This window comes from Lactobacillus sp. ESL0261 (genome assembly GCF_003693025.1).
GTDB lineage: Bacteria > Bacillota > Bacilli > Lactobacillales > Lactobacillaceae > Lactobacillus > Lactobacillus kullabergensis.
The window spans coordinates 32,918-56,108 of record NZ_REHN01000003.1; the positions used below are offsets into that span (position 1 = coordinate 32,918).

Sequence of the window (23,191 nt, forward strand, 5' to 3'; positions counted from 1 at the left end):
AATGAATGCTTTTAGTCCCTTGGAAAATATTATGTAGTATTTTGAGATTAAATTAAGATTTATCCTTTGGTATATTCCAGACTTTATCAAGTTCTGCATTTTCACTTTTAGGTGCCATTTGATCATCAAGTTGATCAACCTTTACCATAATAGGCAATTGAAAGCTAGTTCCAGTAAAAATTGCACATCCCGGTGCTAATGTTGGTATTGCTGACTGTGAAACTCTGTCTAAGGAATTTAATGTGTTACTTAACATATTTAAATCATTCTGATTCACTAAACGATGAATAATAAAATTATGCATTTGGGAAACAATAGTTGCAGAAATATCGGCAGGTCTCTGGCTAGCAATAGTTAAATAAAATCCGAATTTTCTTCCTTCTTTAATGATTTCTTCAAAAACATCTAGTCGGTAATCTCTCCACTTGTCATCTTCCCTATTATTATTTGCTGAAAGTATATTATGTGCTTCATCTACGACAAAATGTGTAGTTCTATTAATCTTTTCGGAATTTCCAATTAATCGTTTCTGTTTTTGATAAATATATTTTGCAACTAATAAAGGAATAATGTCTTTAGTGTCTCGATTTGCATTACGCAAAGAGATAACAGTACAAAAGTATTTAGTTATGTTATCTTCATTATCATCATTAGTAATTTTAATTACTTTATCAAACATGTCAGCTTTTGATTCAATACGGTTTAGCAAGGGATTAACATAATCAAACTGTGTGTCACCATAATTTAATTTATAAATCATTTCTAGGTGTACTAAAGCCGACAGCAATTTTAGTGGACTATTTTTCCAGTTTTCTTCGGCAATAATCTTATGTTTTTCTAGTTCTTTTTTAACTTCCTTTAAAAAAATATCATGATTTTTTGAATCAAAATAAAAAACTTTATCTTTTTGAATACTAGTACTTTTACCATAAGTATTATAGGAATAATTTATATAATCTGCATCAGGAATGAAATAGTATTTATGAAGCGTACTATTCCATGTCGAGTTTAACCAGTGTGCTAGCATAGATTTTTTTGGTAAAATCTTATCATAATTTGGCTTAATATCATTTAAAACAATTTTTAGTAAACTTAGTGTCTTTTCATTTTGATAAGTTCCAAAAAAGACTTGTCTAAAAGCAGTTTTAATAAATTCAAGCATTTTATCAGTACTTATTTTTTGATCTTGGGGACTATAATAATTTAATGTCGCTCTTAAAAATGGCTCTTGAGTTTGTTTAGTGGCTGAAAACAATATTGCTAACATTTCTGGATCCCAAAATTCAGCATTAGGCAAACTGATTCTGTCTTTTCCATTTTTAGTAGATGTGTCTAGGTAAATAATGTCCTTTTCATTAGTGAGTGCATTTTCTCTAGTATATTCCCCATTGAAATCTAAAAAAATAAAATTTGAATTATCTATTTTCCATTTCTCATTTTTTGCTTTACTGAATAGTGCAGAGTAAAGCTTGGCTAAAGTATTTGACTTGCCACTCCCAGTATTACCAAAAATTGCAAAATGAGTATTAAAAAAATTCTTCCAATCAATTGAATAATTTATTCCCTCTGGTATTGTTTTACCAATGGTAAGTGGGAACTTAATTTTTTTGGAATTTCCAGTTAAAACCTGAAATATTTCTTCTGATTTTAAAAGAGTAACTTCTGCAAATATTTGTGGAAATATCGTAATTCCAAAATAGAATTTATCTTCTTTAAAAGCCCCAACAATGGAAATATCCACTTCGCGAATAAATCTGTTAGGCGTAAATTCTTGTCTATTTGGATCTTTCTCAAGGTCATGAAGATATTCATGCTCAACCTTTCCCACCAATTTATACGGTCCACGTCGAATACCTACATATTCACCTATACCTACTCCTCTGTAACTATCTCCATTTTTATAATAGGTTAGATCATTACTATTGGAAAGCATTCTTGCTTTTACTTTAACTCCAGTTATTTCAATAATAAAACCTACACATGTCTCTTCTTCAATTGTGTTCATTAAAATCATTCTTTCCAGATAAAAAATCATTTAAAACATCAAAATCCCCATTTTTATATTCTATATTTTCATTTGCTAAATCTTTATCTTTAGATTCACTCTCTTCTTTTAAAAAAGAGACATTTCCATAACCAGTAAATATTTCTTTAACATTTAGTTCATCTTTTTGACTATAAGGAACAACAAAAACTTGTAATGTCGGATTAGTTAAACATCTTTTAAGAATGTCGTTTATATGCTTATCCTTAAAAGAAAAGCCAAAAACGATTAATACTGAATTAGGCTTTTGTAATTCTTCTTCAAAAGCACGGAATAGTTGATAATATTGCTCTTCAAAAACAGTCTCTTTAAATTTTGTCTTTGTAGGATTTACTACTAATAATGCGTCGTAAATTTCTTTAAATTTACGTAAATCTTCCCTGACTTTCTTTTTTAACGATGTATTTGAATCTGTTGCGGACTTAATTTCAGTTTTCTTTAGGTTATTAAGTAAACGTTCAAAGTTAATTAATAACTCTTCTTCTGTAACTTTTTTGAACGCTTCTTCAGACTCATTGCTGCTTCCAGGGTTTTTAAGATTTATATAAAAAATATTTATTTCTTTATAAACTTTCTCATAAAAAGACTCATTATCTTTTGCCTTTGTTAGACTGTCTAATACTGGATTAGTATTTGAGGAAATAATAATATCATCTTTATCAATTGTCTTTTTATTCCAAGAAAGCGATCCATGCATCTTATATAGGTTAATTGAAGGAATTTCTCTTCGGTAAGTATCCATTGAACCGCTGTGACTGATATTAAAAAAGTAATTCTCATAACTTACCTCTCGTGTAAAAAAGCCACGTGATCCATCATTAAAGTAAGCTAAAGGATGCATATGAGCTATCTGATCAAAAGCTAGTTCAAAAAAAGTATCATAGTTAGTCGTAAAAATATTTGCTCTTTTTGGTCGCTCGAATCCGGTACTATTTAATAAAGTAATGACATTTTTAATAAAAACTTTATAATTTTTAAGATTTTCTTTTACTCCTTTGTCTCGTTTGGAGTGGGCAGTTATTAGCCCATTTTTTACAGACATTGAAAAGAAAATAAATTTTAAAAGTGCAGCTGCAATTCTATCGTTCTCATACTTATTAAATAGGTCCTCTATACTTGGTATATTTTTCGCCCCATTATCATTATGAGATATAGTTTTTAAACTTGAACTACTTGCACCTGCACCAATTAAAAAATTCAAATTTTTCCCATCTATTGAATCTAAAAAATTTTTATTTAACTTTTCCATTTCACATTTTCCTCTTTCCATCGACTTTTAATTGTTAGCTAATGTTTAATTTATTATTATATATAAAACAAGTATTATCAATAATTTAATTGATATTTTAATAGTTAAATTAGGAAAACTTTTATCACGAGTTTATAATATATTTTTAATACTATACAAAATAACAATTTTCTAGCGTCATAGAAATAAAATTTAATTAATTTTGAGATTGATGATTCTAAAAGTAAACTAGATAAATATAAATTAATGGAATCAATTTAAATGGAAGTACTAATTAAAAATTTGTAGAAGATTGTTATAAAGCGTTTTTAAATCTATTATTAATTGATAAATTTAATAAGATGTATTGTGATACTTATTTAAGGTAACAAATTTTCATTGTGATTAGTTTTTTTATTTTAGGTATTCTAAAAGACTTATGCTAATTGTTAATTAAACCTGGTGAATCATTATTACTTAACCAATATTACATTTTGAGTATTGTAGCTATTTATTGCTACTAAAATAAGAATTTTTTGCTAATATTCAACTTCTAGTTCTCATTATGTTTTTAAAAAACGATTTTAGTATTAAATGTTAGGTTTTTTTTGAAATATTAGTTAATTCCTCCAATAGTATGAGAGTATGAATTCTCCTCTAATGAACTAAAAAATCTTGATTAATATAATTAAAATGTATAGCGAATTATTTGTATTGTAAAAAAGTTTGAAATGCTTACACTTTATATTATAATATATTCAAGTATATTTATGAAATATAATTGGATGGTAAGAATAAAATGAATGAGAATAATAGTGGTAAAAAATTTGATATTAAAAAAATTTTTTGTATTTTGAAGTGTAATTCTTTTACATATTGCGATTTAGTAAAATGTCTTAAATATAAGTACGAAGTGGTTACTGACCCTTACTTTAAAGCTGATTCATACAAGAATTATTTTTCTAGAAAAAACAAAAAAATAAAACATCAAAAATATGAACAGTCTAAAAACGGATTATATGTACATCACGTTGCAGAGAATATGTTTCAAGATTTATGTAAAGAAAAGGCAATTGCTGATAATCCTTGCTTAAGCTGTCTTCCAGATCATGGATTCAGGTACCAAATGCCTGATCAACTTGTTTATTGTAATTTGGTTGAACATGCTCTATTACATTTATTTATTATGATAAATAATCCCAATTATTATAAGGGTTATGAGTCATTAAATGGAAAGATCAAAAAATGGTATATAGATGACATTGATGAAAATAAGCTTAAACCAAATGAAAGATGTTTTTATAATGCGTCAAAAATTAGTAAAGAAGAAGCTCAAACTTTAGAAGAAGAGTTTTGTGAGTTTATAAATCGTAAAGAGCAAAATAAAACTGTTTGCCATTGCAACTATCCTAAATAGCTGAGTAACTAGTAAATCTAAAAAATAAGATTTTATTTAGCATTCCATTTATGAAAATAAAAAACCACTACTTCATAATTCTCTGGGAGTCGTAATGACCTTATTAATAGTAAAAATTGCCTTAATACATATCACGGCATTGTTTCTCTATTCTAGATCTGGCTTGCTAATAGTAAAGCAATAAATGATGACAGTAATCTCTAGTAAATTAGTCTGTGTTGTAATGGTTCAAAGATAATAGTAGCACTCCAACTTGTTCCACCGTTAATAATGTTAAGAAACATATCTTTCAAAAAACTGTGTTTAAACCTTTTAATATTGAACATATTTGTTTTGACAGCAATATTTATTTGTCAAATTGTATAATTTACAAGACGTCACTGGTCTTGATATAACAAAAGTAAAAATTATTGATTTTGATGAAGATGCTGATGATTAGAACGAAATTATCATGATTTAGTATTTATTAAATATGATCGCTTTAAACAAAAAACCTTTCAAAACAATTCTTGACGAATTTGTATTTGAAAGGTTTTATTTTGCAACTAACTTTATATAGATTAAAGAGTCTTACGCATAATAATCAATGATTGCTTTCAATATTTTCGCAGCGTCAGGGTTGCCCGTGGCTTCTTCATAATATTTGCTAAAACGTGGGTCACACACATACATTTGGGCAAGATTCTTGTGCGCCTCTGCCGAATATTGGCCTTTAGGCCAAATTGTCAGTAAATATTCTTTGTGTAAGTCGAAAAGGTGCTTGGCAGCATCTTGTTTGACACCAGCAGTATTATCAAAGTTCTTTAATTCAGTTAAAATTTCAGCACTTAGTTTTTTGAAATGTGCTAATTCATTTTCAGATAAAGAACTAAATTTTTCATTACTAAGATCTATTTGAGCGTCACCATATTTCTCCCTGATTTCTGCGCCATATTGTTTTTCATTTTTGTTAATCATTTCTTTTTTTAATGTGGCAAATTTTTCCGTGTCAGTCATTTGTGTTTCTCCCTTCATTGTTGCAAGTGTCTTGTCTAAATTCCTAATCAAATCATCTAGATATTGTTGCTGAGCGACTATTTTGTCCCGCTGGTTTCGTAAAACTTGATATTGGGTTTTCGGTGAAGACTGCATCACCTGTTTTATTTGTTCCAATGGCAAGTCAAATAGCTTTAAAAATAGTATTTTTTGTAATTGATCAACTTCGCTTTCTTCATAATAGCGATAATTATTTTCGGGATTCCTGCGCGCTTTTAAAATTCCCTGTTTATCGTAATAGCGTAAAGTTCGTGTTGAAATACCAGCTAGTTTTGCTAGTTCATTGATAGAATACGACATGGTTAAACTCTCCTCACTTGCAAAATTAAGTATATTGGTTGACGCAGCGTCAAGGTCAAGCACGGAAAATGAATTTCGAGAATAAAAAAGCCAGTAACTCAATCAAGATTACTGGTTTTTGATTATGATATTTAATTTACGACGTTTAATTTTTCACCTTTTAGAAATGCCTGCAGATTTTCAACGACAATGCCCAGTAAGCGATTGCGGGTTTCGCGTGGCGCCCAGGCAATATGAGGTGTAATGTAACAATTCTTAGCAGAAAGAAGTGGACTGTCAGCAGGAATAGGCTCTTTTTGGGCAACGTCAATCCCCGCTGTAGCAATCTTTCCTTCATTTAAAGCATCGGCGACGTCTTTTTCATTAATTAAACCGCCGCGAGCAGTATTAATTAAAATGACGTCATCTTTCATTTGACTAATTGCTTCTTGGTTTATCATTTCAGTGGTTGCCGGTGTTTGTGGTACGTGTAGACTAATAATATCTGCTTGTTGATAAAGTTGATCAAGTTCAACCTGCTTGACGTAATCAGGTAAATCTGATTTTGGCCGATGGTTCCAAAAAATCACATTCATAGAAAAAGCATGACCTATTTCTGCCACTTTTTTAGCTATATGACCGAAGCCAATAAGTCCTAATGTTTTACCTTTCAATTCCATTAGCGGTTTAGCCCAAAAAGTAAAATCAGGGTTGCTGCTCCAGCGACCTTCATGGACTAATTTGTTATGTAAGCCAACTCGACTGGTAATTTCAAGTAGCAATGCAAAAGTAAATTGAGCAACTGCATCAGTACCATAAGTAGGAATATTAGTGACAGGGATGCCAGCTTCACGAGCTGCAGTCGTATCAACAATATTGTAACCGGTAGCAGTCACACCAATGTATTTAACGTTGGGAGCAGTCTCAAGCACATGTTGGTCAAGTGGAGTTTTATTAGTTAAAACAATTTCAGCATCCCCAATCCGCTTTAAAATTTCATCATCATCGTCCACTGGGGTACGATCGTAAAAGGTACATTCACCTAATTTTTCAACTGCTGACCAATCTAAATCACCTGGGTTTAGAGCATAACTATCTAAATTAACAATTTTCATAATTTAACCTCACATACAATATATCTATACCTTATAGTTTACTACATATTACCGGTGTAACTATATATTATAAGATTGCAGTAAGATGGTGATTAAAAGAGTATTTGACAGTGTTTATAAATAATTTTAAAATTACTCTGTATTATGCATTTTAGTAATATCTTACTATTACTAACAATGAACAAATTTAATAGTGGTAGTATGTTATTTTTTATAGATTTTATGCTATGCAATAATCCATAAATAGTGGTATAAAATTAAAGTAGTAAATAAATATCTAAAATAGTGGAATTAAGAAGGAATTATCAATGAAAAAATGTCCACAATGTGGCGCCATAATGGGAAAAGACGTCAATTTTTGTACGTCTTGCGGTTATGATTTGCGCAATGTTAGTGTACAAAAAGTAGAAGAGGCGCCTACTAATCCAGTTGAAAACACTGCTCAAGTAGAGCCGAAACAGACTGAACCTCAGCCTCCAGCTGCCAGTGAGCCAGTTAATTATGGAGATCAATTTCAAAATTACTGGCAATGGTGTGTTGATTCCTGGCGCAATCCAGGTACTAGTAGTCCTAATGTGGCAAGTTGGTATGGTTGGTTGACCATTTTGATTGAAGATGCCTTTGTGGTGTTGGGTCTATATTATTGTGCCAATACTATTGTAAGTACGTTGATTAACTGGGCCAACCGCATGGGAGCCAACATTAATGGCTGGGAGAATTTTCATGTTCCCTTTAACATTATGCTCGAAATATTTGTGGTACTGGTGATATTTGAAGCAATAGTCATTGGCGGCTTTTATGCTGGTTATCGGTATGTCTATGACAGACAGCTGAGCTTTTTTGAGTTTATTAATCGTGGTGCCCATGCCTGCAACTTCAATCTGATTATTTCTGCCGCATTCTTTTTACTAATGCTTTTAGGACTAAATAGCATTAAATTCATGATTGCCGTGTTTATCATAATGTTAGCTTTATTCTTTGCAAGCCAGCATATTATATTATTTGGCGATCAGGGAGCAGTGCATGATAAAATTTTTGGCTTTTTAATTGCTTTTGCCATTATTTTTGTGTGTCTGATGATTTTAGATTCAATTATTTATAGTTCCATGGTCCATTCAATCATCAATCAAATTATGTCAATGCAAAATGGTTCAATGTAGATAGAGTGAAGGAAATGAATGATAAAAAATTTTGTCCTAATTGTGGTAAAGAGGTAAAACCGAGTGCGGAATTTTGCCCTAACTGTGGTCAAAAATTGCCTCAGACGCTGCATAGTAGAAAAGAATATCGCAGTCAGCAGAAAAATACTGCCGCGCAGCCAGTTGTTAATCAGCCACAAGCCACGGCGAGCTCAGTCCATCATCCCATGAAAAAAAGAAATAAGGTCTTGCTAATCTGCTTGGGAGTTTTGATTGTTGCATTTGCGGCATTCTATGCTTGGGGTTCTAATCATTATCAAAGAAATAATCAAATTAATCAGATTGCAGCCAGTTTGAAAAATCCTCATTCTGATTTAGCCCAATTCGTAGTTTCTGAAAATCCTAATGCTCGTGTAACAACAGCAGCTCTAAAGCCAACTCAGGAATATTATGCGGAACACTACGTTGAAGCAGATAAAATGGCTGATGCTTTTAAATACGGTAATGAATATGAAAATGTCAGCTTGGTCCAAAGTGGTCGTTATTTACTTTTATTCCCCAAATATTGTTTGCAATTAAAGACTTATACACCACAGATTAGAACGAATCACGCCAATTCTACTATTTATGTCAACAATAAAAAATTTGGTGGCGTTGACGGCAGTGGTGAGGACTATTATAAAAAAATTGCTCCTTTATTTCCGGGTAAATACCACATTGAAGTAAAATCAGTTGCGTCTGGCCATCAGTTGTCTGCCGATAAAAGTACCACTATTTTTTCTAATAAAGAAATTAACATGAATATTAAAACTGTTAATTTCATGATTAAAAGTATCCCTTCTGCCACGATTTACATTAATGATAAAAAAGTGGGCAATCTTGATAAAAAGGGCACGAAAGTGTTTAAAGATTACCCTGTAACTGATGATATGAAGATCTATGTGGTTACTAAAGTTGATGGTAAATCTATCAAATCAGAGTCTGTTGATTATGACGATATGGGCTTTGAAGATGACGATGATAGCAGCAGTAATATCATTAAACCCGAATGGCCTGGCTTAATTAGTAAAGATGATGCTGAAGAGCTTTTAGAAAACGACTTTACATCTCCTGATGAGGATGACTTTGTCGGTGGAGCAGAAAATAAAGGTTATCAGGAACTTCATTCTCAAAATTCTGGTTTTGATAAGGATGACGATATTAATGAATATAATATGGAATGTTCTGTAGTTTCGATTACTCCAGCGCCAAATAATTGTAGCAGCGTAACTTACAAGATTACTTACACTTTTGAACATGATGATTTTGAACATAAGCAAGTGATGTTATACACTGGCGGTCTTTTCAAACAAACTGGCGACAGCGATGACAGCAGTCAAAAGATTAAGTCAATTGGTAACGGCAAAATAATTAGTGATAAAAAATACGATAATTAATATTGTTTTAAAAGTGAATTTTTTGATAGCACCTCCAAATTTGAAAAAAATTTGGAGGTGTTTTTATGACTTAAAACGCAAACTACGCAAGTTCTCAGAGGGAGTGTGGTCTTTTGTGATACATATAGACTTATTGTTATCTGCGATAAGTTAAAGAAGTATATTCAATCTGTGCAGAATTGCAATGATCTTAAATATAGGGAATACAGAAATTATTTAATTATTTGACGGTATTTTTAAAGCAAGTGTAGTATTTAGTTTAATATTTTCAATTTCAAGACTGATAAACCAGCGTTTTCTTACGACTTTTAGCGGTCTTTTTATTATGCCTGAAATATCGTTAATAATAAAAAAGATCCAATTCTGAAATATTATTTTTAGAAACCGCTTGCAAAAGAAGATCATAGTGGTATAGTTAAATCGATAAATGGTATATATTAGAAACCACTTAGGAGATGCTGAAAATGCGAATGCAAGATTATGTGAAATATTCATCTGAAAAATTAGATGAAAATTTTAAAAAAAGGGATGAATTAATTAGCGGAGTAGCAAATCTATTTTTAAAAAAGAAATATTTGAGTATTACTTTAATTGCATCAGGTTCTTCTTACAATGCTCTGGCAATGATTCAAGATTCTTTGCAAGAGATGACAAAAAAGCCGGTCTATCTTCATACACCGGAATACGTTATGCAATTTGGTATTGCGCCTCAAGAAAATACATTTATTGTTGTTGTGTCACAGAGTGGTTCTTCGACCAATATTATTAATTGCTTGCAGTATTTACAAAAAAATGATGTATTTGAAGTTTCTTTAACTGGCAATCTTGATAGTCAAATGAGCAAATACTCACAAGAAATTTTTGATTATGGTCCTGGTAATGAGTACGTAGATTATGTGACTGTTGGCGTACAAACACTGGTTGAGTTCTTTTTGTTGCTGGGATGTGAGATTAGTAGCCTAGATTCACAACAAAAAGAAGACTTTTATAAGCAACTACAGCAAACTATTGCATACCAAAAGGAGTTGATGGCGGAAACAGAAAAATTTATTCAAAATAATTATTTTGCCCTTTCAATGAGAAACCCTACTTTTTTCTGTGGCAATGGACCCAATTATGGAATTGCAAGGGAAGGTGCATTGAAGTTTCAAGAAACGCTAAAAAGACCTGCAATGTACTACGAACTAGAAGAATTTCTTCATGGGCCGGATATGCAATTAACGCCAAATCATACCGTCTTTTTAATTGATGATATACCTGTTTCTGGGAAAACAAGATTCTCAGAAGTTTTTGAAGCATTAAAAGAAATAACGCCAAATGTGTTTTTTATTACTAGTTCAAATCATTTGGAAAAAGATCAGAGAATCTTGAAAACCCAAGCTGTGAATAACTGGTTTTTTGAACCCTATTATTCATTGCCAGTAGTGCAATTAGTGGCAGCAAAAATGACTGACGAGCTTCAGGCTTGGGCTACGCATCCTTATTTTGACAAGTTTGATCAAAAAATTGCAATTAAAACGGATGACTACGACGAAGAAATCAAAAATATCAAGAAAAAGTGGGATTCAGATCATGAAAGTTAAATTAGTTTAGGAGGTTTAAAAATGATTAAGATGATTCGCGTTGACTATAGGCTGTTGCACGGCCAGGTTGCTTTTTCATGGACACAAGCTTTAGGCGCAGACGCATTATTACTAGTAAGTGATACAGTCAAAAAAGATCCGCTCCGCATGAAGGCCTTGAGATTAGCAAAGCCAGCTGGAACTAAAGTGGTTATTAAAACTTGTGACGAAGCCATTGAGCAAATAAAAAGTGGAATTACAGATAAATACAAGCTGTTTGTCATATGTGAAACTCTGCCAATTGCGGCCAAACTGGTTGAAGCAATCGGTGAAAAAGCAATTAATTTAGGCAATATGCCATATCAGGATAGCAAAAAACAAGTGACTAAGAGTATTTTTATTGATCATGATGATGTAGAAATAATGCAAAAACTTGTAGATCAAGGAGTGGAGCTTTTTATCCAGATGGTACCGACTGAAAACAAGATCGATGCTAAAAAGTTTTTGAAGGAGGTGTAAAAATTGATACTAAAAACTTTTCTGATTTTTCTTGTTGGATTATTAGGATATTCAGAATGGTTGTTTGGAACTAGTTATTTGCAAAGACCAATCATTCTAGGTCCTTTAGTGGGGCTGGTTTTAGGTGATTTGCGGAGCGGAATAATTATGGGAGCTACACTTGAACTTGCGATGATTGGTGCGGTTTCAATTGGTGCTTATGATCCACCTGATTTAGTTTCTGGTTCAATAATTGGTATTTCTTTAGCTATTGAAACTCATGCGGCTCCCGGTGCAGCATTAACATTGGGTATTCCAATTGCTGCTATTATGCAGGCTTTAGGACTTGCAACTGGTCAACCATTAATGCTGGCTTTCATTCACCGTTGTGATAGTGCTGCAGAAAAGGGTAATACTAGAGCACTTACGCGAAATATGCTGATTGCTGGATATATTCAAGATTGGCCAGGTCTGGTTTTCATACCATTAGCATTTTATTTTGGATCTTCAACCGTAGCAAAGTTGCTTAATATAATACCTCAGTTTGTCCAAGATGGAATGAACGTTGCTGCAGGACTATTACCACTCTTGGGTTTTGCAATGCTAGCACAAATGATGATGAACAAAAAAGTTGTAGCTTTCTTTTTCTTCGGCTTTTTCTTAGTAGCTTATAGCAAGATATCAACTACTGGTGTAGCTATTTTTGCAGTAATAATGGCTGCCATAATGTACGTTTTCTTTGATAGAGATGATAAGAGTCAAAAGGGTAAAGATGCTCAACCAAGTGTAGAACAGGAAGGTGATGGTTTCGATGAGTTTTAATATTAAACCTAAATATGATAAGAAAATAAACAAATCCGATTTAGTTAAATTATTTTGGCGCAGTATTCCTTATGAACATTCTTGGAATTATGAACGAATGGGAAATGTTGGTTTTACTTGGGCAATCATGCCTATTTTGAAAAAATTATATCCCCAAAAAGATAAATTCATTCATGCTTTAAAACGTAACTTGGAATTATACAATATGACGCCATATATTGTGACTTTACCACTTGGAATTTCTGTGGCAATGGAAGAAGCCAATGCTAGCAATGAAGATTTTGATGAGACTTCTATTTCAGCGGTTAAATTAGCCTTGATGGGTCCACTATCAGGTATAGGTGATTCGTTTTTCTGGGGTACTCTCAGAGTTTTGGCAACAGGTATCGGAACAACATTAGCCCTTAAAGGCAGTATTTTAGGCCCCATACTATTTTTCTTAGTATTCAATGTTCCACATTACATTATTAGATATTATGGTACATTTTTAGGCTATAGTCTGGGCTCGAATGTAATTAATAATGTCGAAAATTCGGGAATGATGGATAAAATCACCAAATATGCCTCAATGATCGGAATGATGGTTGTAGGTGCAATGACTCAAGAAATGGTCAGTGTTAATTTCATTACCAAGATTGGTGTTGGTAAGAGTGCATCAACAGTGCAGTCTCTACTAGATGGCATTTTTCCTGGAATTGCTACTCTTGCTTTATTTGGTGTAACTTATTGGATGCTCAAGAAGAAGCTTAATCCGTTGCTAATTATGTTTATTATTTTGGTGGTAAGTATAGCGGCAGCATACTTCAAGATTCTGGGAGCTTAGATTTAAAAGGAGAATAAAATGACAATAATGAAAAATTTTGATGTAGAAAAATATTTGCAAAATGGTAAAGACGTATATTCTCAAAGAGAAAATATCGAAAAATTAGCTGATAAATTATCTCAGAACGATTATCAGAATATTGTAATGATTGGTATCGGTGGAACGTGGATGGAATGGTATCCAGTAGCAGAATACCTGCGGCATTTGTCTGATTTTCCAGTTTACTTGGAAAACGCTGGTGAATTATTAGTTAAAAAGGATATTAATTATCTTACAAATAAATCTTTGGTTCTTACTTCCTCGGATTCGGGTGATACTAAGGAAATTGTAGCAGCAGTGAAGTACTGCAATCAAAAAGGAATTGATGTATATGGTTTCACCAAAAATCCAGAATCTGCATTAGGAAAATTGTTAAAAGAATCAATTAATGGTTCACTAGCTGAATGTGAAAATGCCTATTTGATGTACTTTATGTTAACTTTGCGTATCTATCAAAATTGGGGTTACTATAAGGATTATGACCGTTGGGCAGATCAGATGAAGCAACTTTATCCTAATCTATTAAGATTCAGAGAAGAATTTGAGCCAAGAGCTCAGAGTATTGCACGTAAATATTACAATGCCCCATTAACTATGACTGTTGGGTCAGGGATGCTGTGGGGTGAAACATGCATGTTTTCAATGTGTATTTTGGAAGAAATGCAATGGGTTCGCACACGCCCTGTTACTTCAGCTGACTTTTTCCATGGTGCATTAGAATTAGTTGATGATACTTTACCAGTGTACCTAATTAAAGGAGAAGATGAGTATCGCGCGTTAGACGAGCGAGTAGAACGCTTTTTGCCAAAGCATACAAATAGTTTTGAAGTTTTTGACACTAAAGATTTTGTATTCGAAGGAATTGATGATGACTTTAGACAAATTTGCTCGCCAATGATCATAACATCGCTTTTAACTGATCGTTTAGCATCATGGTATCAACAATATACTGGTCATGACCTTAATTTCCGTCGCTACTATCGTCAATTTGATTATTAAAGCAAAAGAAAGAATCGTAAAAAGTCATAATCTTTTTACGATTTTTTAGCAAGTCTATGTAGCTATACTTAATAGGTTTCTTTTTCACCTAAAATACCACCAAGAGTAAATTGTAGATTTAATTCTTCTGAAATTAGATAACTTTCCGTATATTCAACAGCATTACCTTGCTCATCATAACCATAATAAATGATGTAATAAAGAAGGTCTCCTTTTTTAATTTTTAACAATCGGGCTTCTTTTGTTAAAGCTGGAATAATTTGAATAAATTGGGAAAAATGTACAGGTCTATGTTTTTTAGAGTCCATATAGTCGTAGAGACTTACATTCTTAAAATCGACTTGTGATGCATCCGGAAATAATTTAGCAGGTAAGTAGTTATATTCTATAGCAAAAGGCTGTTCTTTAATTTCTCGGATTCTATGTAAGGCAAAGACCCCACTTTCGTCATTTAATTTAAGTTTTTCATTAAAAAAAGCGTTGCCGGTAATGAGATCGGTTCCAACAACTTCATTAGAAAAGTGAATGCCGTTTTTGGTTAACAATTCAGAAATTCCTGAATTAGAATTTTTGTCGGTAAAAGACAAATTAAAATATACATTTTCTTTATCTGGAGTTACTGATGTAACAAACGTGCCGCTACCTTGTTTGCGATAAAGCAATCCTTTTTTTTTCAATGAATCTATAGCTTTTTTGACAGTCATGCGATTTACACCATATTGTCTTGCTAAGTCACGTTCACTCGGTATTTTAGACCCAGGTAAATACTTTTTACTAAGAATTTTTTTCTCGAGTAAATCCTCTATTTGAATGTAAAGAGGGGCATGATAAAGATTATTCATTATTGTTCTTTTTCTTTCTTTAAATTGTTATCTATTGACATTAATAGTGAATTGGACGGAATTTTCTTTGATACAAAGTAAATAGCTTCGTTGTCAATAAAAATTTTGGATGAGCGCTGCAGAATTTTACTTCTAACGGGAATATCTAATAAATTAGCATCTTCAAAGTTAACTGATTCAATTGATAAACTCTGGTACTCTTTTAGTTTTTTGCCTCGATATTTTTTAGCAAGTAAATTCCAAAAAGAATATTCTTGTAATTGTTTTAAAGGTAAATTTTTAACTAGTTTTTCTGGAGCATATATATAATCAATTGACAAAGTTATATTATCTTGCTGTTCATTCACAGTCCGTTTATAAACTAGTAAGTGGATTTGTGTAGCAAGTGGAACTTCGAGTTTTTGAGCAAACTTTTTGTTAGCTTCAAAAACTTCATTCTTAACAATATAATTACGAGTAATATGATTAGTTTTCTTGCCAAAAAACTCTAGCCAGTCTAAATCTTCTTTTGGTTTATTAATAACATAATCATTAACAATTAAAGAAATGGCTCCTTTGTTTTTTAAAATTTCCAGCGCCTCTCTAATTGTATTTCGGGAAACTGAATATTTATCTGCTAACTTCCTTTCGGAAGGCAAATAATGAGCGTAAATTTTATTTGAAATTTGGAACTCGATGTCTTTGGCAATTAGTTCGCTTTTATTTATAATATTGAACATTTTAATAGCTCTTTCTTGTCAATGTTAGATAACTTAATATTAGCTTAACATTGAAGTGATAGCAATTCTGAAGAAATATTTTTAGGATTAGGTGCTTATATGACGGGTTTTTATAGGTATAGTAAAATACAAAACTGGTATGACAATAAGACCAATTTTTTGGAGGGAATTATGACAAAATTTGTGATTGCAACACACGGATATTTTGCAAAAGGATTAAAGATGTCCACAGAATTTATTATGGGAAAGCAAAAGGATTTGTTCGCAATATGTGCCTACACACCAGAATGTAAAGATTTTCCTCAAGCCGTTCAGACAATTATTAATAATAGTAAAGATGACATAGTTTTTGGAACAGATATTGTTGGTGGTAGTGTAAATACTGATTTACAAAAAATTGTTGCTGCTAGTGATAGATTGCACTTGGTAGCTGGTATTAATTTACCTTTTTTACTGCAGTTTTTAACTTCTAATGAAAAAAATGTTTCTGATGCTATAAATAAAAGTATTGAGGCTGCTAAAGAGGGAATTGTTAATTTTGATAATTTAAATGATGAAACGTCTACGAATGCACTAGATGATTTTGATAGTTTTTAAAAAAGCGTGGATAAAATGATTGTAAAAACAATACTAATATTTTTGATTAATTTTCTAGGATATTCAGAATGGTTGTTAGGAACCAGCTATTTACAAAGACCTATAATTTTAGGTCCCTTGGTTGGCCTGGTTCTAGGAGATTTGCAAGACGGCATTGTCATGGGAGCAACACTTGAACTTGCAATGATTGGTGCTGTCTCAATTGGAGCATATAATCCTCCTGATTTAATAGCTGGAACTGTTTTAGGGATTTCTTTAGCAATTGAGTCGCACGCAAATGCGGCTGCTGCTTTAACTTTAGGAATTCCGATTGCTACGGTAATGTTAGCGTTAAATACTGCTGTTGGACAACCCGTGATGTTGCTGCTAATTCACCGCTGCGATAAAGATGCGGATAAAGGAAACACGCGCGCGATAACGCGAGACATGTTATTATCAGGCTGGGCACAAAATTGGCCGGGAATTATTTTCAACCCACTAGCTTTTTATTTTGGTTCATCAACTGTAGCAAAATTATTAAACATCATTCCACCATTTGTGCAAACTGGAATGAATATAGCAGCTGGGTTACTTCCGTTACTAGGCTTTGCAATGCTGGCGCAAATGATGATGAATAAAAAAGTGGTAGCTTTCTTTTTCTTGGGCTTCTTCCTAGTGGCATATAGTAAAATTTCTACTACTGGAGTAGCTATCTTTGCAGTTATTATGGTCGCCATTATGTATATTTTCTTTGATCAGGATAAAAAGAAAAAGACTGATGTAAACCTGAAAAAAGATAACGATGATGGTTTTGATGAATTTTAGTTTCTCATTTATTTGTAAAAGCGCTTTCTAAATTAAAATGAATAAAAGAACAATTTTTGATAATGAAACTACTGTAATAACTCTCAATATTGTGCTATTATTTTCTTAGACTAAGAAAGAGAGGCAGATTTCTCCATATGCATGTATTAACTCAAAATTATGAGCGACTTGTTATGGGGAAAGTGCGGCTTTCTTATCTAAACAATAAGTTGTTGCTGTTTTTTAATATGATCATGAACAGACCTGGCATTATCACTTCGCGTGAATGCTGGGCCTTTTTGATTGCAATATTTCCAGTTTAGGAGGAAATCATGCCAAAATTTAAAAAGTTTTTAGTAGGCGCTATTGCAGTTTTGGGTACTGCTTTTCTTGCTGGGTGCTCTAACTCAACTAAAAAGCAAGCTGATAGTGGAACGCCAAAATCTCTCAATGTGCAGTTCGTACCTAGTGTTTCTGCCAATACGCTCGAAACTAAGGCCAAGCCATTAGAAAAAATGCTGTCAAAACGTCTGGGTATTCCAGTTCACGTTTCAGTTTCAACAAGTGGCAATGCATTGGTAGAAGCGATGAAATCTAAAAAAATCGATGTCGGTTTTTTACCGGGTGATGACTACGTACAAGCACATAAACAGCATGCAGCTGATGTTTTATTACAGTCAGAGCGGTTTGGTTTGACTAGACCAGATGGCAACTGGACTAAAAAATTAGTTCATACTTTCCATTCTGAAATCTTAGTTAGAAAAGATTCTGGTATTAAGAGCTGGAGGGATCTTAAAGGTAAGAAAATTTCCATTCAAAGCCCAACCTCAACGTCCGGTTATATTTTTCCAGTTGCTGAATTAAAACAAAAGGGACTGGATGTTCCTCGCAGCTGTAAGCTGGTTACTACAACTGGACATGATCAGGCGGTTCTAAATGTTTTAAATAAAGATACTGATGCAGCCTTTGTTTTTGAGGATGCCCGTAATAATGTTATTAAAGACAACCCTAAGATTAAGTCCCAAGTTGTACCAATTTATTACACAACGGAAATTCCTAATGACACTATTTCTGTCATCCCGAGTTTGTCTAAATCCTTCCGGGAAAAGTTAGCTAATGCATTTATTGCCATTGGTAAATCTAAAGAAGGTAAAAAAGTTATAGAGCGGGTTTATTCTCATGAAGGATATGTCAAAGCCAAAGATAGTGACTATGACACTGTTCGTAAGTATGAAAAAATTGCTGAGTCAATTAAAAAGTAGTTTTGCTGATTAATATAGAAGAAAATGCATCTTTTTCAACCTAAAAGATGCATTTTTTCTTGATAAAATATAGACTAGGTTTAGTTAATAGGGCTTTTCCTAATAAATAAAATTTTGTTTTTGGTAAAAAGCCGTGGATTGTATTTATCAACTTATATGGCCCAACGCAATATTTAGGTTCAAATTTAGTTAACGAACACTTTCAAACATTGACAAACAAAAGAGAACAGCTATAATTAAAATGAACTAAGTTAGTTGCATAATCTAGTTTAAGAAGTAGGTTACTAATGTTAAAGAGTGAAAGACTGAAAACTATTTTACAAGTTGTAAAAACACAGAAATTTGTCACAGTTGACGAATTAGCACAAGCTTTAAAAGTTTCTGATATGACGATCAGACGAGATCTGAATGAGCTCCACAAGGCAAGTAAGATTCTACGTGTCCATGGTGGTGCACAATTATTATCTGATCAAACTCGCACTGAAAAAAGTTATGAGCAAAAACGTGAAATCCATAGTAAAGAAAAATATGAAGTAGCAAAAAGGGCTTGTAATTTGATTCATGAAAATGATTCAATTTACGTTGGTCCTGGAACAACTTTAGAATTGCTGGTTGCTAATTTAAAAGTTAAGCATCTTAGGATTGTTACTAATTCATTGCCTGTATTTGAAGCTGCCAAAAATAATATGAATGATTACGATTTAATTATGGTTGGTGGCTCATACCGAAGAATTAGTGGTGCTTTTGTAGGTGCTTTGGCCAATAATGAACTAAAAACTATGTCATTTTCTGTGGGTTTTGTTGGTGTTAATGGCATTAAAGATTCTTCTTTAACAACTGCTAACTTAGAAGAAGGTCAAACCGAAGGTATTGGACTGAATCATTCACAAATAAAATTTGTGGCAGCTGATTATACTAAATTGGATCATAGTGATTTTCACCAATTTTATGATTTGCGCAATGTGGATGGTTTAATTACTAATCGGGGAATTGAGCCTGAGTTGGAAAAGCATTACAGTCAATTTACGACTATTTATAAGTAATTTTTTGAGAGGAGATTTGGCTATGAAGGTTGTCATTGGTAGTGACAAGGCAGGTTTTGCCTTAAAAGAAAAAGTAAAAGATTACCTGAAGACACATCACTATGATGTTTTGGATGTTACTCCAAAACCTGCTGAGGATTTTGTTGAATCTAGTTTAAAGGTAACTCATGAAGTCTTAGACAATGGCATTAAAAAGGCCATCATGTTTGACGAATACGGCGTAGGGTCTGCCATGGCGTCAAACAAGGTTAAAGGCATGGTTACCGCAAATGTTAATGAAGAAAGAACTGCACACATGACTGCTATGCACAATGGTGCAAAAGCTATTGCTTTAGGTAGCGGTATTGTCGGTGAAAAACTGGCTTATTCAATCGTGCAACATTATTTGGATACTGAATATGCTGGTGGCCGCCATCAAGTGCGTTTAAATATGCTTGAAGAAATGATTTAAGGAGGCTTACTAATGCTAGATAATGATAGACCACAGCCAGAATTTGTTGATCCTAAAAATGATAAGCATATGGTCATTGCTTTAGGAAATGATCATATCGTTACTTCTGTCAAAATGGCTATTTCTGATCATTTAAAAGAAGAGGGATATCAGGTTATTGATGAAGGTACTCATGATAATACCAGAACCCACTATCCAATTTACGGTAAACGTGTTGCTGAAGATGTTGCCGATGGTCGTGCCGATTTAGGTATTGTCCTTTGTGGTACTGGTATCGGTATCTCAACTGCTGCAGATAAAAATGAGGGAGTTCGTGCAGCTATGGTTGGTGATGTTGCTCAAGCTGAATATGCTCGACGTGAATTGAATGCCAATGTTTTAGGCTTTGGTGGTATAGTTTTAGGACGTGACTTTATTTTTGACATTGTCGACTCATTCTTAAATGCAAAATATGAGTCTACTCCGGAAAGACAAAATTTAATTGCCAAAATCGATGGTATTGCTAAACCAAATCCTGATCAAAAGGATAACGTACACTTCTTTGATGAAGAAAATAAGAAGTGGGCTGAAGGCGTATACCACGACTAAGACGGGAAAATAATATAAAAATAAAGAATTAAAATTTTAATCGCACATTAAGGCCATGACTTGAACGTCATGGCTTTTTAGTTATGAGTTTAATTAAACTATTTACTGATAGAAAAAATTAAAGCTAATAAATAATTTTTTTCAGCAATTACTGAAAAAAATTCCGAAAAGCGCTTGCATTTTTTTAAGTGAATACATATAATAGCAACTAGATAAATGAACAATAACTAACACATTCAAACAAAAAGGCACAAGTAGGAGGCGAAAAGGAATTTGTAAACAATAAAGCAGTGATTTTATAAAATTAAGGAGGCTTTAAAATGGCGGCAAATATTGTTTTTACACGTATCGATAACAGACTTGTACATGGACAAGTAGGGGTAACGTGGACTAAAGCGGTCAAGGCAAACTTGATCTTAGTGGCTAATGATCAAGCTGCAGAAAATTCGCTTCAGCAAAAATTAATGGCAACTACGGCTGATTCATCTGGTGTAGGCATAAGGTTTTTTACTATTCAGCATACTATTGATATTATCAATCAAGCTGCTGATAGACAGCATATTTTTATAGTAGTTAAGACACCTGAAGATGCACTTAAGTTAATTAAAAATGGAGTTCCGATTAAGGTAGTAAATGTAGGTAATATGCATTTTCAGCCTGGGAAAGAAGAGATAACTAAAAAAGTTTATGTAGATGATAAGGATAAAAATGACTTACTTGAAATTACTAAACTAGGGATAAATATCTTTATTGAAGACTATCCAGGAGATAAAAAAATTCCAATTACAGCTGAATTGTTAAAGAAAAATTAGCTGGTTGGAATAGTTTGAAAGGCGTGAAGTATTATGACTATTACTTTGACACAAGGAATACTGATTGCAATTTGGGCCATGATTGCTGGTCTAGATTGTTGGTTACAGGCATTCTTTATTTTTCGCCCGATTATTGTTTGTACAATAACTGGTGCGATTTTAGGGAACTTACAATTAGGAGTGATTGCAGGTGGATTAACTGAACTTGCTTTTGCAGGGCTAACACCAGCTGGTGGAACTCAGCCACCTAATACTGTTCTTTGCGGTATCATGACTGTGGTTATCGCTGCTATGAATAAAATTTCTCCAAGTACAGCAATTGGGCTTTCTTTACCATTTGCGATGTTAATGCAATATATCCTGTTATTCTTCTATTCTAGTTTTTCTCTTTTCTTAACAAAATTTGATAAATATGCTGAAGAGGGAAATGCTAAAGCGTTTAAGCGTTTGAATTATATTCCATTAATTATTGTCACATTGACTTTTGGTATCGTAGCTTTCTTAAGTGCTTATGCTGCTCAAGGACCTATGAAAATATTGGTCAATTCAATGCCACATTGGTTGACACATGGCTTTGAGTTAGCAGGTGGCATCTTACCGGCAGTAGGATTTGCAATGCTATTGAAAGTAATGTTAAAAGGACAATATCTAGCATACCTGATTCTAGGTTTTGTAATTGCATCAATGATCCCATTCTCTAATGTCCTTCCTGTAGCTTTAGTAGGAGCCGTTTTTGCAATGATTGAATTTTATCATAACCGTGATCAAGTTAAACTGGAAGAAAGAATTAAAGATAATGCAAATAATTATCAAAATGGAGGTATGAATGATGGCATCTAAGAAAGAGAGTAAGAACAGTATTTTTACTAAACATGAAATCTCTATGCTAGGTATTCGTTCTAACCTAGTTCAAGCTTCATTTTCTTATGAAAGAATGCACTCTCCAGGTTGGACGTGGGCTCAATTACCGTATTGGGAAAAAATCTATAAAGATGATCCTAAAGGATTAAAAGCCGTTATGACAGATAACATGGAGTTCATCAATAGTTCACCGCCTCTTTATCCTATTTTGATGGGTTTACTTCTGACGATGGAAGAAAATCATGTTGATAGAGAAACAATTAAAGGATTAAAAAATGCTTTATTTGGTCCAATGGCAGGTATAGGTGATGCTATCTTTTGGTTTACAATAATGCCTATTGTTGGTGGTATTAGTGCTTCAATTGCTAAGGACGGTAATGTTCTTGGGCCGATTATATTCTTCTTAGTTTATTTATTCCTATTTTGGTCTAGAATACCATTGGCTCATTTGGGCTATAATTTGGGAACTAAGGCTATTGACGTTATACAAGATAATTCAAAAATTATTTCTCACGTAGCATCTATTCTAGGATTAACAGTTATTGGTGCTTTAATTGCCAGTTACGTAAAAATGTCCTTAACTATTAATATCCATGCTGGTGGAACTGTAATTAACTTACAAAAGCAATTATTAGATAAAATCTTTCCTAATCTCCTGCCATTTGCTTTCGTTTTCTTACTTTATTGGTTATTAAAGAAGAACATTAATCCAATTTGGTTAATCGTTATAACATTTTTACTTTCAATTTGCATGGCTGCAATTGGATGGATGTAATTAGATGATCTAGGAGAGTTCG

Annotated in this window: 23 protein-coding genes; 17 read left to right on the plus strand and 6 right to left on the minus strand. The window is 32.9% G+C overall.

The window, feature by feature from the left end; translation table 11 throughout:
- Positions 1–52: 52 nt before the first annotated feature.
- The gene (locus F5ESL0261_RS02010; protein WP_158595189.1) at positions 53–2,005 is read right to left on the minus strand and encodes an ATP-binding protein; all 1,953 of its coding nucleotides are present in this window, start codon (positions 2,003–2,005) and stop codon (positions 53–55) included.
- Positions 1,992–3,293: an SIR2 family protein gene (locus F5ESL0261_RS02015; RefSeq protein ID WP_158595190.1), complete on the minus strand. Its 1,302-nt coding sequence runs from the start codon at positions 3,291–3,293 to the stop codon at positions 1,992–1,994. The genes F5ESL0261_RS02010 and F5ESL0261_RS02015 overlap by 14 nt, the downstream gene beginning before the upstream one ends.
- Before the next feature lie 778 nt (positions 3,294–4,071).
- On the opposite strand from F5ESL0261_RS02015, the gene F5ESL0261_RS02020 reads away from it, so the two are divergent.
- The gene (locus F5ESL0261_RS02020; protein WP_147446221.1) at positions 4,072–4,689 is read left to right on the plus strand and encodes a hypothetical protein; all 618 of its coding nucleotides are present in this window, start codon (positions 4,072–4,074) and stop codon (positions 4,687–4,689) included.
- Positions 4,690–5,259: 570 nt separating this feature from the next.
- Here F5ESL0261_RS02020 and F5ESL0261_RS02025 read toward each other — a convergent pair.
- The gene (locus F5ESL0261_RS02025) at positions 5,260–6,024 is read right to left on the minus strand and encodes a MerR family transcriptional regulator (RefSeq protein WP_122051999.1); all 765 of its coding nucleotides are present in this window, start codon (positions 6,022–6,024) and stop codon (positions 5,260–5,262) included.
- A gap of 131 nt (positions 6,025–6,155) precedes the next feature.
- Complete coding sequence (locus F5ESL0261_RS02030) at positions 6,156–7,118, minus strand: D-2-hydroxyacid dehydrogenase (RefSeq protein WP_122052000.1); 963 nt, start codon at positions 7,116–7,118, stop codon at positions 6,156–6,158.
- A gap of 308 nt (positions 7,119–7,426) precedes the next feature.
- On the opposite strand from F5ESL0261_RS02030, the gene F5ESL0261_RS02035 reads away from it, so the two are divergent.
- The 7 genes from F5ESL0261_RS02035 (at position 7,427) to F5ESL0261_RS02065 (ending at position 14,436) form a co-directional block, all read left to right on the plus strand.
- Positions 7,427–8,278 (plus strand): zinc ribbon domain-containing protein, encoded by an 852-nt coding sequence (locus F5ESL0261_RS02035; RefSeq protein WP_109585903.1) that lies wholly within the window; start codon positions 7,427–7,429, stop codon positions 8,276–8,278.
- A 14-nt stretch (positions 8,279–8,292) separates the two neighbouring features.
- Positions 8,293–9,693, plus strand: a complete 1,401-nt coding sequence (locus F5ESL0261_RS02040; protein ID WP_122052001.1) for a zinc ribbon domain-containing protein — start codon at positions 8,293–8,295, stop codon at positions 9,691–9,693.
- 464 nt (positions 9,694–10,157) lie between these two features.
- A complete protein-coding gene (locus F5ESL0261_RS02045) occupies positions 10,158–11,276 on the plus strand; it encodes an SIS domain-containing protein (protein ID WP_158595191.1) in 1,119 nt (372 codons plus the stop codon).
- 21 nt (positions 11,277–11,297) lie between these two features.
- Entirely contained in the window at positions 11,298–11,774 is a 477-nt protein-coding gene (locus tag F5ESL0261_RS02050; protein WP_109585906.1) for a PTS sugar transporter subunit IIB, read from the plus strand.
- A 3-nt stretch (positions 11,775–11,777) separates the two neighbouring features.
- Entirely contained in the window at positions 11,778–12,575 is a 798-nt protein-coding gene (locus tag F5ESL0261_RS02055; RefSeq protein WP_122052003.1) for a PTS sugar transporter subunit IIC, read from the plus strand.
- Positions 12,565–13,398: a PTS system mannose/fructose/sorbose family transporter subunit IID gene (locus F5ESL0261_RS02060; RefSeq protein WP_122052004.1), complete on the plus strand. Its 834-nt coding sequence runs from the start codon at positions 12,565–12,567 to the stop codon at positions 13,396–13,398. The genes F5ESL0261_RS02055 and F5ESL0261_RS02060 overlap by 11 nt, the downstream gene beginning before the upstream one ends.
- Before the next feature lie 18 nt (positions 13,399–13,416).
- Entirely contained in the window at positions 13,417–14,436 is a 1,020-nt protein-coding gene (locus tag F5ESL0261_RS02065) for an SIS domain-containing protein (RefSeq protein WP_109585909.1), read from the plus strand.
- 68 nt (positions 14,437–14,504) lie between these two features.
- Here the strand turns inward: F5ESL0261_RS02065 and F5ESL0261_RS02070 are convergent, their stop codons facing one another.
- Together F5ESL0261_RS02070 and F5ESL0261_RS02075 are read right to left on the minus strand one after the other, a co-directional pair.
- Positions 14,505–15,278 carry a GntR family transcriptional regulator gene (locus F5ESL0261_RS02070; RefSeq protein ID WP_109585910.1) on the minus strand — a complete coding sequence of 258 codons (774 nt, stop codon included), beginning with the start codon at positions 15,276–15,278 and terminating at the stop codon, positions 14,505–14,507.
- Positions 15,278–15,997 (minus strand): GntR family transcriptional regulator, encoded by a 720-nt coding sequence (locus F5ESL0261_RS02075; RefSeq protein ID WP_122052005.1) that lies wholly within the window; start codon positions 15,995–15,997, stop codon positions 15,278–15,280. Before F5ESL0261_RS02075 ends, F5ESL0261_RS02070 begins: the two co-directional genes overlap by 1 nt.
- Positions 15,998–16,168: 171 nt before the next feature.
- On the opposite strand from F5ESL0261_RS02075, the gene F5ESL0261_RS02080 reads away from it, so the two are divergent.
- From F5ESL0261_RS02080 to agaD, 9 genes are all read left to right on the plus strand, one after another.
- Positions 16,169–16,594 (plus strand): PTS sugar transporter subunit IIA, encoded by a 426-nt coding sequence (locus F5ESL0261_RS02080; protein WP_158595192.1) that lies wholly within the window; start codon positions 16,169–16,171, stop codon positions 16,592–16,594.
- Between the two features lie 15 nt (positions 16,595–16,609).
- Complete coding sequence (locus F5ESL0261_RS02085; protein ID WP_122052006.1) at positions 16,610–17,398, plus strand: PTS sugar transporter subunit IIC; 789 nt, start codon at positions 16,610–16,612, stop codon at positions 17,396–17,398.
- Positions 17,399–17,709: 311 nt separating this feature from the next.
- Complete coding sequence (locus F5ESL0261_RS02090) at positions 17,710–18,639, plus strand: phosphate/phosphite/phosphonate ABC transporter substrate-binding protein (RefSeq protein ID WP_109585914.1); 930 nt, start codon at positions 17,710–17,712, stop codon at positions 18,637–18,639.
- A gap of 287 nt (positions 18,640–18,926) precedes the next feature.
- Positions 18,927–19,682: a DeoR/GlpR family DNA-binding transcription regulator gene (locus F5ESL0261_RS02095; protein WP_122052007.1), complete on the plus strand. Its 756-nt coding sequence runs from the start codon at positions 18,927–18,929 to the stop codon at positions 19,680–19,682.
- A gap of 22 nt (positions 19,683–19,704) precedes the next feature.
- Positions 19,705–20,133: a galactose-6-phosphate isomerase subunit LacA gene (lacA, locus tag F5ESL0261_RS02100; protein WP_122052008.1), complete on the plus strand. Its 429-nt coding sequence runs from the start codon at positions 19,705–19,707 to the stop codon at positions 20,131–20,133.
- Between the two features lie 69 nt (positions 20,134–20,202).
- On the plus strand, positions 20,203–20,721 hold the full coding sequence (lacB, locus tag F5ESL0261_RS02105) for a galactose-6-phosphate isomerase subunit LacB (RefSeq protein WP_045928903.1): 519 nt from the start codon (positions 20,203–20,205) through the stop codon (positions 20,719–20,721).
- 320 nt (positions 20,722–21,041) lie between these two features.
- On the plus strand, positions 21,042–21,533 hold the full coding sequence (gene agaB, locus F5ESL0261_RS02110; RefSeq protein ID WP_122052009.1) for a PTS galactosamine transporter subunit IIB: 492 nt from the start codon (positions 21,042–21,044) through the stop codon (positions 21,531–21,533).
- 33 nt (positions 21,534–21,566) lie between these two features.
- A complete protein-coding gene (gene agaC / locus F5ESL0261_RS02115) occupies positions 21,567–22,373 on the plus strand; it encodes a PTS galactosamine transporter subunit IIC (protein ID WP_122052010.1) in 807 nt (268 codons plus the stop codon).
- The gene (gene agaD / locus F5ESL0261_RS02120) at positions 22,360–23,169 is read left to right on the plus strand and encodes a PTS galactosamine transporter subunit IID (RefSeq protein WP_122052011.1); all 810 of its coding nucleotides are present in this window, start codon (positions 22,360–22,362) and stop codon (positions 23,167–23,169) included. Before agaC ends, agaD begins: the two co-directional genes overlap by 14 nt.
- Positions 23,170–23,191 lie beyond the last annotated feature (22 nt).

Coding starts and splice junctions, on each gene's coding strand:
- F5ESL0261_RS02065 (WP_109585909.1), top strand. CDS start 13,417: ATGACAATAATGAAAAATTTTGATGTAGAAAAATATTTGCAAAATGGT.
- F5ESL0261_RS02090 (WP_109585914.1), top strand. CDS start 17,710: ATGCCAAAATTTAAAAAGTTTTTAGTAGGCGCTATTGCAGTTTTGGGT.
- agaC (WP_122052010.1), top strand. CDS start 21,567: ATGACTATTACTTTGACACAAGGAATACTGATTGCAATTTGGGCCATG.
- F5ESL0261_RS02030 (WP_122052000.1), bottom strand. CDS start 7,118: ATGAAAATTGTTAATTTAGATAGTTATGCTCTAAACCCAGGTGATTTA.
- F5ESL0261_RS02035 (WP_109585903.1), top strand. CDS start 7,427: ATGAAAAAATGTCCACAATGTGGCGCCATAATGGGAAAAGACGTCAAT.
- F5ESL0261_RS02070 (WP_109585910.1), bottom strand. CDS start 15,278: ATGAATAATCTTTATCATGCCCCTCTTTACATTCAAATAGAGGATTTA.
- F5ESL0261_RS02095 (WP_122052007.1), top strand. CDS start 18,927: ATGTTAAAGAGTGAAAGACTGAAAACTATTTTACAAGTTGTAAAAACA.
- F5ESL0261_RS02010 (WP_158595189.1), bottom strand. CDS start 2,005: ATGAACACAATTGAAGAAGAGACATGTGTAGGTTTTATTATTGAAATA.
- F5ESL0261_RS02075 (WP_122052005.1), bottom strand. CDS start 15,997: ATGTTCAATATTATAAATAAAAGCGAACTAATTGCCAAAGACATCGAG.
- F5ESL0261_RS02040 (WP_122052001.1), top strand. CDS start 8,293: ATGAATGATAAAAAATTTTGTCCTAATTGTGGTAAAGAGGTAAAACCG.
- F5ESL0261_RS02085 (WP_122052006.1), top strand. CDS start 16,610: ATGATTGTAAAAACAATACTAATATTTTTGATTAATTTTCTAGGATAT.
- F5ESL0261_RS02050 (WP_109585906.1), top strand. CDS start 11,298: ATGATTAAGATGATTCGCGTTGACTATAGGCTGTTGCACGGCCAGGTT.
- lacA (WP_122052008.1), top strand. CDS start 19,705: ATGAAGGTTGTCATTGGTAGTGACAAGGCAGGTTTTGCCTTAAAAGAA.
- F5ESL0261_RS02015 (WP_158595190.1), bottom strand. CDS start 3,293: ATGGAAAAGTTAAATAAAAATTTTTTAGATTCAATAGATGGGAAAAAT.
- F5ESL0261_RS02060 (WP_122052004.1), top strand. CDS start 12,565: ATGAGTTTTAATATTAAACCTAAATATGATAAGAAAATAAACAAATCC.
- F5ESL0261_RS02025 (WP_122051999.1), bottom strand. CDS start 6,024: ATGTCGTATTCTATCAATGAACTAGCAAAACTAGCTGGTATTTCAACA.
- F5ESL0261_RS02045 (WP_158595191.1), top strand. CDS start 10,158: ATGCGAATGCAAGATTATGTGAAATATTCATCTGAAAAATTAGATGAA.
- agaB (WP_122052009.1), top strand. CDS start 21,042: ATGGCGGCAAATATTGTTTTTACACGTATCGATAACAGACTTGTACAT.
- F5ESL0261_RS02020 (WP_147446221.1), top strand. CDS start 4,072: ATGAATGAGAATAATAGTGGTAAAAAATTTGATATTAAAAAAATTTTT.
- agaD (WP_122052011.1), top strand. CDS start 22,360: ATGATGGCATCTAAGAAAGAGAGTAAGAACAGTATTTTTACTAAACAT.
- lacB (WP_045928903.1), top strand. CDS start 20,203: ATGGTCATTGCTTTAGGAAATGATCATATCGTTACTTCTGTCAAAATG.
- F5ESL0261_RS02080 (WP_158595192.1), top strand. CDS start 16,169: ATGACAAAATTTGTGATTGCAACACACGGATATTTTGCAAAAGGATTA.